Below are 11,949 nucleotides of genomic sequence, written 5' to 3'. Positions count from 1 at the left end.
ATAGATACACCAATATAACAGCAATATTTCCTTTTGGAATGAAACACTTGCTGACGCAAGGGACTTTTTTTGTTCGCCGCTACACCGCCGCCAGCGCCAGCCGCCCCAGGGTGGCGATGGCCTCTTCCAGCTGCGGACTCCACGGGTGGCCGTAATTGAGACGGATGCAGTGGCGAAACGCGCGCGTGGCGGAAAAGATGGGGCCGGGCGCGATGCTGATGCCGGCCGCCAGCGCGCTGCGGTGCAAGGCCAGCGCATCGATACCGGCAGGCATCTCCACCCAGACGAAATAACCGCCCTGCGGCCGCGTGACCCGCGTGCCTGGCGGAAAATGTACGGCAATGGCTTGCAGCATGGTATTTTGCTGCGCCGCCAGGGTCAACCGCAGCTGGCGCAAATGGCGGTCATAGCCGCCCTGCGCCAGGTAATCGGCCAGCGCCATCTGCAGCGGTATCGGCGCCGACAGGCTGGTCGTCAGCTTCAGGCGCTCGACCTGGCGCGCGTAGCGGCCCGCCACGGCCCAGCCCAGGCGAAAGCCGGGCGCCAGGGTCTTGGAAAACGAACTGCAATGCATGACGAGACCCGCGCTGTCGTGGCTTTTCGTCAGGCCGGGGCGCTGCTTGCCAAAATACAACTCGCCATACACGTCATCCTCGATCAGCGGCACGCCATGGCGCGCCAGCAGCTCGACCAGTGCGCGCTTCTTTTCCGGCGACATCAGGCTGCCCAGGGGATTCTGGAAATTCGTCATCAGCCAGCACGCCTTGGGCTGGTGGCGCTGCAACAGCTCTTCCAGCGCGGCCAGGTCGACGCCATCGCGGGGGCTGGTAGCGATCTCGACTGCCTTGAGTTCCAGCCGTTCCAGCGCCTGCAGACACGCATAGAAGCTGGGCGACTCGATCAGCACCGTGTCGCCGGGCCGCGTGACGGCTTGCAGGCACAGGTTCAGCGCTTCCAGCGCGCCATTCGTGATGACGATGTCATCGCTGGAAACGAGCACGCCGTCGAGCTGGTAGCGCAAGGCGATCTGGCGGCGCAGCTCCGCATTGCCCAGCGATAAATCCGTGACGGTGCTCCAGGGGTCGAGCCGGCGCATGCTGGCCGACACGGCCCGCGCCAGCTTTTCCATCGGGAACAGGTGCGGACTGGGAAACGCCGAGCCGAAAGGCACGATATCGCGCGCGCCCACGGCGCCCAGCACTTCGAACACGAGGTCGCTGACATCGACCGTGGTGCTGGCGTCGAGCGGGCGCGAACTGTCCGGCTCGGGGGCCAGCGCGGCGCGCTGCGGCGCCACGTAATAGCCGGAGCGGGGCCGCGAGACGATCATGCCGCGCGCTTCGAGCAAATAGTAGGCCTGGAACACCGTCGACGGGCTCACGCCCCTGCGCGCATGCTGCTGGCGCACGGAGGGCAACTTATCACCAGGCAACAACAGCTGCGTGCTGATCATGGCGGCCACTTCTTCCGCCAATTCCTCATATCGTTTCAACCCTGCTCCTCAAACTGATCCGTAGTTTTATTGCACAACTGATCCTGTCACAGTGACAGCACCCGGTATATGCTAGGGTAACAATATCCGGGCAACAACACCGGCACGCCATTCCCACCGACGAGACAGGTGATTTTTCCCATGCGACTTCCCATGCTACCGCATTCCCCCCTCGTGCTGCTGCTGGCCCTGGCCGCCTTGCCCTGCATGGCGCTGGCCGCGCCCGCCACCATCTCCGCCAGCCACGACAGCCTGGAGCAGCGCATCAAGGCGTGCACGGCCTGTCATGCGCAGCAGGAAAAGCACGACGCCTTCTTTCCCCGCATCGCCGGCAAACCTTCAGGCTACCTGTACAACCAGCTGCTGAACTTTCGCGAGGGACGGCGCCAGTATCCGCTGATGAACTATATGGTGGAACACTTGCCTGACGATTACCTGCGCGAAATTGCAGACTATTTTGCGGCACAGCACCCGGCTCCGCCGCCGGCACAGCCCAGCAGCGCCGGCACGACGGCCCTGACGCGGGGTAAACAATTGGTGCTGCACGGCGATGCCGGCAAAAAAATCCCCGCCTGTATCGGCTGCCACGGCCAGCAGCTGGCCGGCGTGGCGCCCGCCATCCCCGGCTTGCTGGGCTTGCCGCGCGACTATATCAACGCCCAGCTGGGCGCCTGGAAAAACGGCATCCGCCGCGCCCACGCTCCCGACTGCATGGCGCAAGTGGCGCAGCGCCTGTCGGACGCGGACGTGGGCGCCGTCTCGGCCTGGCTGGGCACGCAGGTGGCCAGCGCCGACGCGCGCCCCGCCAGCAGCATCGCCCTGCCCTTGCCGCTGCATTGCGGTGGCGTGCCGGGCTCCAGTGCGCAGGTGGCGCCATGAAAAAGTGGATGATCGCGGCCGGCCTGGTACTGATCGCCGGCGGCAGCGCCAAATTCCTGCTGTACCCGAGCGACGACCTGGGCCCGCCTGCCGTGGCCAGCACCCTGAGCCAGGAACAGCTGGTCGCGCGCGGCGCCTACCTGGCCAAGGCGGGCGACTGCATGGCGTGCCACACGACGCGCGGCGGCGTGGCGTATGCGGGTGGCCGCGCCCTGCAGACGCCGTTCGGCAAGGTGCTCTCGCCCAACATCACGGCCGACAAGGAAACGGGCATCGGCAGCTGGACGGCCGACGATTTCTGGCGCGCCATCCACAACGGCAAGTCGAAGGATGGCCGGCTGCTGTATCCGGCCTTTCCGTACACCAGCTACACCAAGGTGCAGCGCGAAGACAGCGACGCCCTGTACGCGTATTTCCAGAGCGTGCCGCCGCACAAACAGGCGAACGCGCCGCACGCGCTGCGCTTCCCCTACAACCAGCAGGTCGCGCTGGCCGCCTGGCGCACCCTGTACTTCAAGCCGGGCGTGTACCAGCCGCTGACGGGCAAAAGCATGGAATGGAACCGCGGCGCCTACCTGGTGCAGGGCCTGGGCCACTGCAGCGCCTGCCATAGCAGCCGCACCACCCTGGGCGGCAGCGACGACGGCCTGTCGGGCGGCCTGATTCCCGTGCTGGGCTGGTACGCGCCCTCGCTGACGTCGGATGCGGAAGCGGGCCTGGGCGACTGGGACACGGCGCATATCGTGGAATTGCTGCAAACGGGCGTGTCGCCGCGCGCCACCGTCTTCGGCCCCATGGCGGAAGTCGTGCGGCAAAGCTTGCAGCACATGAGCAACGCCGACGTGCAGGCGATGGCCGTCTACCTGAAAAGCCTGCCCGGTCCCGCGCAGCCCGCACAACGCTCGCCGCGCGACACGTCGGAGCAAGCCAGACAGCAACTGGCGCTGGGCGCGAAACTGTATGAGGCGCAATGCGCGAGCTGCCACCGCGATGATGGCAAGGGAGTGCCGCCCGGCTACCCGCCGCTGGCCGGCAACCGCGCGCTGACAACGGAGTCGGCCGTGAACGCCATCCGACTCGTGCTCAACGGCGGCTTCGCGCCCGGCACCCGCGGCAACCCCCGCCCCTACGGCATGCCGCCGTTCGGCCCCGTCATGGATGACGCGGAAGTGGCGGCCGTGGTCACGTATCTGCGCGCGTCGTGGGGCAATGATGCGCCGGCCGTGTCGGCCCTGGAAGTCAACAAATACCGCAGCGTGCCCTTGGAGTAACAGGCATGAAAAAACCGGCCAGCGCCGGTTTTTTCATCTTCAACAGCAGTCCTCAGCGGAACTTGCTCTTGTGTCCTGTCTTCAAATCCAGCGCATAACGCACGCCGTTGTCCGTCAGCATGACTTCATCGGGCGGTTCCTCGCCGGCCAGGGCGCCATCGATCAGGGGCAAGCCTTCGCCCTTGCGCATCAGGTCGTCGCAGCGCTCGTACACGTTGGCGCAACCCGTGGACGCCATCAGCGATTGCACGATGGCCACTTTCCACGCGTCGACGCCGCCGGCGTTGAATTCGCAGATCAGGTAGCCTTGCACGCCGCCGAACAGCTGCACCACCAGGCCCGGCAAGCCTTCGTCTTCGCCCTTGATCAGGGTCAACAGCTGGTTTTCGCCCGCCTTCTTGATGGCCGGCAGTTTTTTCTCGATGGCGGCCTTGACCCGGCGCTTGATCAGCGCGTGGTCGACCGGTTCGTCTTCCTTGAAGCTCCAGATGCGCGCGCGGATCTGCGACTTTGAATTGTAGGCGGCGCGGGCGATGAATTGCTTGGACGAGCTTTGCACGATGGCCGTCGAGCCAGGCTTCATTTTTTCCTGCGGCTTGCCTTCGACTTTTTCAATCGCGGACGCGTAAATCCACGATTGGCCCAGCAAGCTCTTTTCCTTGCCCTGTTTGATGGTGATGATCAGCATGTAATTCCAGTAGTGTGACCGGCGCGTACCGGTCGTCGTATGTCCAATACCGGCATGATACCTCATGCCATCCTGTCGCATCCTCCTGCATTCCATGCCACCGCTGGCGCAGTCTGTCGCAGCGCGGTACGCAGGCGCGGCCGGCTGGCATACCATGCATGTATACCAATTCCAAACAGGGAGCAAGAATGACACCGACACTTTTCCACCCACGCCATGCCCGCGCCGCCACCGCCCTGCTGCTGGCCGCCTGCGCGCTGGCCATCCCGGCCGCGCCGGCGCTGGCTTCGCCGCTCGACTGGATTTCCGGCAATAGTATCCAGGGCAGCGGCAAGCTGCAAAAGCAGACGCGCGAAGTGGGAAATTTCCATGCCGTGGCGCTGAACGTGCCGGGCACGGTCGAGCTGCGTATCGGCAACACGGACAGCGTCACCATCGAAGCCGACGACAATATCCTGCCGCTGATCGAGACGGCCGTGGAAAACGGCACCTTGCGCATCCGCCCCGCCAAGCGCAACGCCAACTTCCGCCAGAGCAGCCTGACCATCGTCATCCAGGCGCGCCAGGTCGAGCGCATCAGCGTGGGCGGCTCGGGCAACATCACGGCAACGGGCTTGCGCGCCGAGAATCTGCGCTTCGACGTGGGCGGCTCCGGCTCCATCAACGCGCGCGACCTCGACAGCCGCCAGGTCTCCATCGCCATCGGCGGCAGCGGCAACTTCAAGGCCAGCGGCAAGACGGAGCAACTGACGGCCTCCATCGGCGGCTCGGGCAATATCCAGGCGGGCCGCCTGGCCGCGCGCGAAGTGCAGGTGAGCATCGGCGGCTCGGGCGAGGCGCAAGTGTGGGCCAAGGACGACTTGACCATCAGCATCGGCGGCTCGGGCGAAGTGAGCTACTACGGCGACCCGCGCATCAGCCGCAGCATGCAGCGCTCCAGCAGCATCCGCCGCCTGGGCGCAACGCCGAATTAATCATTCGCAATAACAAAAGCCCGGAGCGATCCGGGCTTTTTTGCATTTCAAACTGTCAAATCAGCGGGCCGGCTTCACCGGTTCGCGGTCGATCAGGACCGTGTTGACGCTGTCCGTCAGCCAGATCTGTCCATCCTGGATCGTGCATTGCAGCTGCATGCTGCGCTGCGCCAGCTTGCTCATGTCTTGCGCCGCCTCGGAGGGCAAGTTGATCACGGTCAAGTTCTTCGCCCGTTCCAATTTGTTCGCGATCTGCTTCCACCAGATGTGGCTGGTTGCGCCATAGCTGTAGACGATGACCTGTTCCGAACGGCCGCACGCTTTCAGGATGCGCTTTTCGTCGGGCTGGCCCACTTCGATCCACAGCTGGATGGCGCCCGTCAAGTCTTTCTGCCACAGGTCCGGCTCTTCCGTATCGAACAGACCCTTGGTAAACGTCAGCGCCTCGTCGGCGTGGATGGCGAACGCCAGCAGGCGCACCATCATGCGCTCGTCCGTTTCAGACGGGTGGCGCGCCAGGGTCAGCGCGTGATCCTGGTAGTAATTACGGTCCATGTCGGCGATCTGCAGATCGGCTTTGAAAATTGTTGCTTTGAGGGCCATCGTGTTTCTGTCTCGGTAAAGTGAATAGTGAAGTCGGTATCAGCGGAAAACCACGGTCTTGTCGCCATTTTTCAGGATGCGGTGCTCGACGAACCATTTCACGGCGCGCGCCAGCACCACGCACTCGACGTCGCGGCCGATGGCCGTCAGAGTTTCCGCATCCATCGCATGGTCGACGCGCTCGACGTCCTGCTCGATGATCGGGCCTTCATCGAGGTCGCCCGTGACGAAATGGGCCGTCGCGCCGATCAGCTTTACCCCGCGGTGATGCGCCTGCGCATACGGCTTGGCGCCCTTGAAGCTGGGCAGGAAGGAATGGTGGATATTGATGGCGCGGCCATCGAGCGCCTGGCACAGGCCGGGCGACAGGATCTGCATGTAGCGCGCCAGCACCACCAGGTCGATCTTGTGCGTGTCCATCAAGTCGATGATCTTCGCTTCCTGCGCCAGCTTGGCCGCTTCCGGCGCGCCGGCCGCCAGCGGCAGGTGGTGGAAGGGAATATTGTAGCTGGCCGCCAGCTGGTAGAACTCCATGTGGTTCGACACGATGGCGGGAATTTCCACGTTCAGCAAGCCGCTCTTGTAGCGGAACAGCAAATCGTTCAGGCAATGGCCGATCTTCGACACCATCAGCATCACGCGCGGCTTCACGCGCGCATCGTGCAACTGACCGTGGAAGGGGCCATTCAACTGCATGGCTTGCGACAGGTCGGCGAAGTCGCTGCGCAACTGGGTGTCGCTGACGGCGCCGTCTTCCAGCGCGAAATGCACGCGCATGAAGAACAGCTGGGATTCCTGGTCGCCGAACTGGGCGGAATCGAGGATGTTGCAGCCGCGTTCGGCCAGGAAGCCGGACACGCGGTGCACGATGCCGCGCTGGTCCAGGCAGGACAGGGTCAGGATGTATTCGGGATGCGTCATGGTCGCGGAATAAGGCAAAAAAGGTGGGCTATGCTCGGCTCAGCCACGCGCGCCGGCCATCGGCTGCGCTGCCGCGAGCCGGCTATTGTCGCACGGCCGGGCCTGTAAACCTGCATTTTCCACACAAGCAGCATGGCTGCCAGCGGCGGCAAGCCGATTGACGTTCATTTGATCTGGCACAAAGTCATCGCATTTTTCCACCTGCCAGGCCCCATTCTCACGCCAAACGGGTATCTGGCGTGGAACCTGGCACGCCATCCGGCGTCTATCCCTTTGCTTGTTTCAGCATACGTCGCATCCGGTGCACCGGATGTTTCCTGGATCCGTTTTTCATTGAGGTAGAACATGTTCACAAACAGTATTTCCCCCAGTTTCAGCCCCGCCCTGAAGTCCCATCTGGAGGCCCAGTGCAATTTCGCCACGGAACTATCGCGCAAGATGTTCGATACGGTGCAGCACCTGAGCGAGCTGCATCTGCGGCTGGCGCAAGACTTGCTGCAAGAGTGGAGCAGCGCCAGCCAGCAACTGCTGTGCGCGCGCGACACTGGCGAGTTCATGTCGCTGGCCGCGGCCCAGTTGCAGCCGAGCAGCAACAAGCTGCAGCAATACCAGCAGCAACTCGGCAACCTCGTCGCCAACGCCAATGTCGAGATGAACCGCACGGCAGAGAACCACCTGCCCGAAACGAGCCGCACGGCCGTGGCCTTCGCCGACGAAGTGGTGCGCAAGACGGCCGAGGAAACGGAAAAAGCCACGCAGCGCCAGCGTGAAATGATCGAAAAAATGCACGCCACGGGCCACCGCAATGGCGCCGGCCACAGCCGCGATACCGGCAGGCAATCGGACCAGGCGCATTGAGCACTGGAATGTACCACTTGACCCCCACTCGACAGCAAGGAGAGCGACATGGCTAGCAATCAAGGTAATGAACAGGGCAAAGGCGCTGGCAGCAGCCAGAAAGCCGGCGAAGCGGGCAGCGGCAAAGGCACGGGCAAGCGCGGTTTCGCCGCCATGAATGAAGAACAGCAACGCGAGATCGCCAGCAAGGGCGGCCAGGCAGCCCATCAAAAGGGCACGGCGCATGAATTCGACTCGGAAGAGGCACGCCGGGCCGGGCAGAAAGGGGGCGAAGCCGTCAGCCGCAACCGCGAACACATGGCGGAAATCGGCCGCAAGGGCGGCGAAAGCCGGCAATCGGCCCAGCGCGCCAATGAAAACCGCAGCAGCACGGCGGCGCGCAGCGACAGCACTGGCCGGCAAGGCGGCAAGGACGAAGACGACAAGGGCTGACCAGGCTGAGCGGGTTACCCCGGCAGCGCGCAGCTTGACGTAGACAGGCACGACCAGCCCTAACCGCCCCGTGCCAGGGCTGGCGCAGCGCGGGGCGCGGCGGTATGGTACATTCTCGCCTTACCGACACCTCCGCGCCCCGTCCCGCCCTTCCCCGCATGCAGCCATCCCTGAAATACCTGAGCGCCTATTCCGAACAAACGCAAGCGCAAGTACAGCAACTGATCGCGCAAGACAAGCTGGGCGACGTCCTGTTGAAACGCTATCCGAACGCGCACGATGTACGCAACGACAAGGCTTTGTACCAGTATGTGCAGGACTTGAAGAATGAATTCCTGCGCAATGCCGAACCCATCAACAAGGTGGCGTTCGACAGCAAGATCCATGTGATCCAGCATGCGCTGGGCTTGCATACCTCGATCTCGCGCGTGCAGGGTGGCAAGCTCAAGGCCAAGCATGAAATCCGCGTGGCCACCATGTTCAAGGAAGTGCCGCTGGAATTCCTGCGCATGATCGCCGTGCACGAACTGGCGCATGTGAAAGAAAAACAGCATGACAAGGCGTTCTACAAGCTGTGCACGTATATGGAACCGCAATACCACCAGTACGAATTCGACGTGCGCCTGTACCTGACCCAACTCGACCTGTCCGGCCAGCGCCTGTGGTCATGAAGTCCTGGCCATAACGTCCCGATCCTGACGTCCACGAAACAATGCCGCCCGGGGTATCCACTGGGCGGCATTGTTTCGTATGCGCCGGCGGGGCCGGCAGCAAGTTCAGATTCAGGCGGCGTTCTTGCGGCGGCGCAGGAAGGCCAGCAGGCCCAGTCCGCCCAGCATCATGCCGTAGGTGGCAGGCTCCGGCACGGCGCTCACGCTGGCGGCGATATTGTCGACCTGGAAGGTGTGCAAGGCGCCTTCCTTCCACGATGCCGACAGCAGGTTGTTGAAGCCCGTGAACGTGTAATCGCTGAAGTTATGGCTGCCATCGAGGCTGAAGGTCTGCGTCACCGTGCCGCCGCCCACCTGGTGGCCGACGAAGGTCACGTCGTAGGGGCCAGGCAGGCTCACGAAGTCAGCCAGACTGATCGAGCTCAGCGAGAAAGCAGCACCATCGGTACGGCTCAAGGTTGTCGTCGTCAGCAAGGTGGCGCCAAGGCCGGCCGAGCCTGCATAGGCAAAGTTGCTTTGATGTGCGGAGCTCAACAGGCCCAGGAAGCTGCTGTCGAAATCGTAGCCGCTTTCGGAGTAGGAGTTGAAGACGGAACCGAGGATGCCGGGATGTTCCAGCGCATCGAAGCCGATGGTGGTGGTTTGTGCGTGGGCGCCGCCAGCGGCGAGAATGGCGGCGACAGCGGTCGCGCGCAAGAGAGTCATTGGTTTCACAATAGCATCCTTTCAAGATGATGAAGTAGCGAGGTTGTGGCAACTTGCAATACCTAGGCGTCGTAGCGGGAAATGGGAGGCGCCTCGCTGGGTGTCCGACATGCCTGTCTTTTGAACAAGTGCAGTAGAACACATTCATGCATAAAAAGCATCTTGATTTTCAAAAAAACATGCTATTAGAGAAATATTCTGGCCATATTTATATTAATTAGTTTGTTGAGCTTGATCAATTTTCCCGTGCAGAAATAAAAAAACCATGCACTTCACAATGCATGGTTCTGGATGAGATTCCACAAAGAAAATTTACGGCACACAATCCTTCAGTCGCTGTACCAGGGTCGCCGGATCGGCGTCGGCATTCAGAAACGCCGCGTGCTGCGGGCGGATGAAGCCCTGTTCCTTGCCGTTTTGCACGAAAGCGATCAAACCGTCATAAAAACGGTCGACATTGAGCAAGCCGATGGGCTTGGCGTGCAAGCCCAGCTGGGCCCACGTGAGCATCTCGAACAGCTCTTCCAGGGTGCCATAGCCGCCAGGCATGGCGATGAAGGCGTCGGACAGGCTGGCCATCATCGCCTTGCGCTCATGCATGTCCTTCACGATGAACTGGCGCGTCAAGCCCGTGTGGCCCACTTCGCGCTCGACCAGCTGGGTAGGAATCACGCCCGTCACCTCGCCGCCCAGGCGCAGCACTTCATCGGCGATCACACCCATCAGGCCCACCTTGCCGCCGCCATACACGAGCGAAATATTTTCCGCCACCAGCACGCGCGCCAGTTCGCGCGCCGCTACGGCATAGTCCGGCGAGACGCCCGCGTTGGCGCCGCAATACACACATAAAGCCTTGATCACAGTAATCCCTACCCTTTCAATTCATCGATCGCCGCCTCGACCTCGAGGCGCTCCTTGGCGTCCAGTGCCTCGCACTCGGCCGCCTTTTCATACAGGGCCAGCGCTTCCGCCAGCTTTTTCTTTCCATCGAGCATGTTCAAGGCGCGCGCATATTCGCTGTGGGCCAGCGCCGAATACGGCGTCAGGGCCAGCGCCGTCTTGAAATGCTGATAGCCATCTTCTTTGTTGGCGCCATAGGTCAAGCCGCCTATCATGGCGCCGACCTTGTCGATAATTTCCGTATGATAAATCCCAAACGCGATATGCGCTTCCGCATGCATGGGCGCCACCGTCATCGTGCGGTCCAGGCTATTGCGCACGCGCGCGCCCATGCCCTGCGCCAGGGCCTTGACGACGGACGTGCCCAGCGCGTAGCGGCCCAGGCTATAGGCATGCCAGTAGTAGCCGGCCGGATTGTCCGGCTGCTCGCTCTGCTGGCGCTCGCAGCGCTCGGCCACTTCCTCGTACATGTCGAGTTTCCGGCTGTCGTCCACTTCCAGGTGTGTGGCATAGATGCAAGTCGCCTTGTGCGCCACCGCATAGCCGGGCACGCCGACGGCCAGACCCAGCTTCACGGCGCGCTCGAAGTCGCCCGCATGGAAGGCCAGCCAGGCTTGCACCAGCGCAGGGTGGGTGGGAAACGGCTCCACGTCGCCCGCATGCAGGCGCGCCCAGGCCGCTTCCAGGGTCTGCGGCGTGTAGACATATGCTTCGTCCGGATAAGGAAATTGTTTCCAAGCCATATATCTCTCCTGTAAATGACGACGTGGCGCCAGCAGCCGCGTCAGTCGTTCTTGAGTTTGGTCACATACTCTTCCGACAGTTTGCGAAACAGCAAATGCGTTTCATTGCGCAAATACGGCCCGATCAGGGACAGCACCTGGTAGCAGCCGCGCGCCAGCGCATCGGACATCGATTGCTGCTCGCTGTACTTGCGCGGGTTGCGCACATACTCGTACGACAGCCAGTAGGTGGCAACGACCACCATATTCGTCGCCATCGCGGCCACTTCCATGTCCGATGCTTCCAGCGATTGTTCGCTGCGCAAGTCTTCGCACAGCTGCGTGGCGACCTTGATCTTGTGCGCCAGGATCAGCTTGAAGTGCAATTCCAGCTTGCGGTTGCGCGACAGCAAATCGTTGAGGTCGCGATAGAAAAAGCGGTAGCGCCAGATCAGTTCGAACATCAGGTGCAAATACAGCCAGACATCCTCGATATTCGAGCGGCGCCCGTCGGGCACGGTCAGGATGCGCTCGATTTCCGCCTCGAACTGGACGAAGATCGAATTGACGATATCGTCCTTGTTACGGAAGTGGTAGTACAGGTTGCCGGGCGAAATGTTCATCTCTTCCGCGATCACGGTCGTCGTGATATTCGGCTCACCAAACTCATTGAACAGGCGCAGCGACAACTCCAGGATGCGTTCGCGGGTACGGCGTGGTGCTTTTTGTAGCATGGCGGGCAATCTCTCTGTGTTCTGCCTCAAGCATACCACCTAAGATAGCTGTAATGAAACACTCCGCCCTTAGCCGCCGGCGAAAAGCACGGGCAAGAA

General features: G+C 62.2%; 14 protein-coding genes. 6 read left to right on the top strand and 8 right to left on the bottom strand.

All coding sequences use genetic code 11. The features are described from left to right. Window positions 1-79: 79 nt before the first annotated feature. The gene (locus AC3IQ7_RS10500; protein ID WP_099380564.1) at window positions 80-1,492 is read right to left on the bottom strand and encodes an aminotransferase-like domain-containing protein; all 1,413 of its coding nucleotides are present in this window, start codon (window positions 1,490-1,492) and stop codon (window positions 80-82) included. A 153-nt stretch (window positions 1,493-1,645) separates the two neighbouring features. On the opposite strand from AC3IQ7_RS10500, the gene AC3IQ7_RS10495 reads away from it, so the two are divergent. Continuing rightward, window positions 1,646-2,371, top strand: a complete 726-nt coding sequence (locus tag AC3IQ7_RS10495) for a c-type cytochrome (RefSeq protein ID WP_489209415.1) — start codon at window positions 1,646-1,648, stop codon at window positions 2,369-2,371. Continuing rightward, window positions 2,368-3,642 (top strand): c-type cytochrome, encoded by a 1,275-nt coding sequence (locus AC3IQ7_RS10490; protein WP_489209413.1) that lies wholly within the window; start codon window positions 2,368-2,370, stop codon window positions 3,640-3,642. Before AC3IQ7_RS10495 ends, AC3IQ7_RS10490 begins: the two co-directional genes overlap by 4 nt. 52 nt (window positions 3,643-3,694) lie before the next feature. On the opposite strand, the gene AC3IQ7_RS10485 is transcribed toward AC3IQ7_RS10490, so the two are convergent. After that, window positions 3,695-4,330, bottom strand: coding sequence for a class I SAM-dependent rRNA methyltransferase (locus tag AC3IQ7_RS10485; RefSeq protein WP_034758744.1), 636 nt, complete (start codon window positions 4,328-4,330; stop codon window positions 3,695-3,697). 188 nt (window positions 4,331-4,518) lie between these two features. Here AC3IQ7_RS10485 and AC3IQ7_RS10480 point away from each other — a divergent pair, with 188 nt between their 5' ends. Beyond that, complete coding sequence (locus AC3IQ7_RS10480) at window positions 4,519-5,304, top strand: head GIN domain-containing protein (RefSeq protein ID WP_489209410.1); 786 nt, start codon at window positions 4,519-4,521, stop codon at window positions 5,302-5,304. Between the two features lie 60 nt (window positions 5,305-5,364). Here the strand turns inward: AC3IQ7_RS10480 and AC3IQ7_RS10475 are convergent, their stop codons facing one another. Next, window positions 5,365-5,907, bottom strand: coding sequence for a YaeQ family protein (locus AC3IQ7_RS10475; RefSeq protein WP_034786185.1), 543 nt, complete (start codon window positions 5,905-5,907; stop codon window positions 5,365-5,367). Window positions 5,908-5,946: 39 nt separating this feature from the next. Further along, window positions 5,947-6,828, bottom strand: a complete 882-nt coding sequence (gene purU / locus AC3IQ7_RS10470; RefSeq protein WP_099380568.1) for a formyltetrahydrofolate deformylase — start codon at window positions 6,826-6,828, stop codon at window positions 5,947-5,949. 345 nt (window positions 6,829-7,173) lie between these two features. On the opposite strand from purU, the gene AC3IQ7_RS10465 reads away from it, so the two are divergent. The 3 genes from AC3IQ7_RS10465 to AC3IQ7_RS10455 all read left to right on the top strand — a co-directional run bounded on the left by AC3IQ7_RS10465 (window position 7,174) and on the right by AC3IQ7_RS10455 (window position 8,789). Then, the gene (locus AC3IQ7_RS10465; protein ID WP_099380569.1) at window positions 7,174-7,686 is read left to right on the top strand and encodes a phasin family protein; all 513 of its coding nucleotides are present in this window, start codon (window positions 7,174-7,176) and stop codon (window positions 7,684-7,686) included. A gap of 48 nt (window positions 7,687-7,734) precedes the next feature. Continuing rightward, on the top strand, window positions 7,735-8,118 hold the full coding sequence (locus AC3IQ7_RS10460; RefSeq protein ID WP_099380570.1) for a KGG domain-containing protein: 384 nt from the start codon (window positions 7,735-7,737) through the stop codon (window positions 8,116-8,118). 158 nt (window positions 8,119-8,276) lie between these two features. Beyond that, entirely contained in the window at window positions 8,277-8,789 is a 513-nt protein-coding gene (locus AC3IQ7_RS10455; protein ID WP_034758768.1) for a YgjP-like metallopeptidase domain-containing protein, read from the top strand. 111 nt (window positions 8,790-8,900) lie between these two features. On the opposite strand, the gene AC3IQ7_RS10450 is transcribed toward AC3IQ7_RS10455, so the two are convergent. The 4 genes from AC3IQ7_RS10450 to AC3IQ7_RS10435 form a co-directional block, all read right to left on the bottom strand. Beyond that, window positions 8,901-9,503, bottom strand: coding sequence for a PEP-CTERM sorting domain-containing protein (locus AC3IQ7_RS10450; protein ID WP_416208760.1), 603 nt, complete (start codon window positions 9,501-9,503; stop codon window positions 8,901-8,903). A 303-nt stretch (window positions 9,504-9,806) separates the two neighbouring features. Then, the gene (locus tag AC3IQ7_RS10445) at window positions 9,807-10,352 is read right to left on the bottom strand and encodes an LOG family protein (protein ID WP_199534519.1); all 546 of its coding nucleotides are present in this window, start codon (window positions 10,350-10,352) and stop codon (window positions 9,807-9,809) included. A gap of 11 nt (window positions 10,353-10,363) precedes the next feature. Continuing rightward, window positions 10,364-11,137: a tetratricopeptide repeat protein gene (locus AC3IQ7_RS10440; RefSeq protein WP_099380573.1), complete on the bottom strand. Its 774-nt coding sequence runs from the start codon at window positions 11,135-11,137 to the stop codon at window positions 10,364-10,366. Window positions 11,138-11,178: 41 nt separating this feature from the next. Continuing rightward, on the bottom strand, window positions 11,179-11,850 hold the full coding sequence (locus tag AC3IQ7_RS10435; RefSeq protein ID WP_034758777.1) for a TetR/AcrR family transcriptional regulator: 672 nt from the start codon (window positions 11,848-11,850) through the stop codon (window positions 11,179-11,181). Window positions 11,851-11,949 lie beyond the last annotated feature (99 nt).

Source organism: Janthinobacterium sp. GL_088 (assembly GCF_057837845.1).
The sequence above is the reverse complement of the archived record's forward strand: the minus strand, read 5'-3'. Positions and strand labels throughout refer to the sequence as shown.

Coding starts and splice junctions, on each gene's coding strand:
- AC3IQ7_RS10495 (WP_489209415.1), top strand. CDS start 1,646: ATGCTACCGCATTCCCCCCTCGTGCTGCTGCTGGCCCTGGCCGCCTTG.
- AC3IQ7_RS10490 (WP_489209413.1), top strand. CDS start 2,368: ATGAAAAAGTGGATGATCGCGGCCGGCCTGGTACTGATCGCCGGCGGC.
- AC3IQ7_RS10485 (WP_034758744.1), bottom strand. CDS start 4,330: ATGCTGATCATCACCATCAAACAGGGCAAGGAAAAGAGCTTGCTGGGC.
- AC3IQ7_RS10480 (WP_489209410.1), top strand. CDS start 4,519: ATGACACCGACACTTTTCCACCCACGCCATGCCCGCGCCGCCACCGCC.
- AC3IQ7_RS10475 (WP_034786185.1), bottom strand. CDS start 5,907: ATGGCCCTCAAAGCAACAATTTTCAAAGCCGATCTGCAGATCGCCGAC.
- purU (WP_099380568.1), bottom strand. CDS start 6,828: ATGACGCATCCCGAATACATCCTGACCCTGTCCTGCCTGGACCAGCGC.
- AC3IQ7_RS10465 (WP_099380569.1), top strand. CDS start 7,174: ATGTTCACAAACAGTATTTCCCCCAGTTTCAGCCCCGCCCTGAAGTCC.
- AC3IQ7_RS10460 (WP_099380570.1), top strand. CDS start 7,735: ATGGCTAGCAATCAAGGTAATGAACAGGGCAAAGGCGCTGGCAGCAGC.
- AC3IQ7_RS10455 (WP_034758768.1), top strand. CDS start 8,277: ATGCAGCCATCCCTGAAATACCTGAGCGCCTATTCCGAACAAACGCAA.
- AC3IQ7_RS10440 (WP_099380573.1), bottom strand. CDS start 11,137: ATGGCTTGGAAACAATTTCCTTATCCGGACGAAGCATATGTCTACACG.
- AC3IQ7_RS10435 (WP_034758777.1), bottom strand. CDS start 11,850: ATGCTACAAAAAGCACCACGCCGTACCCGCGAACGCATCCTGGAGTTG.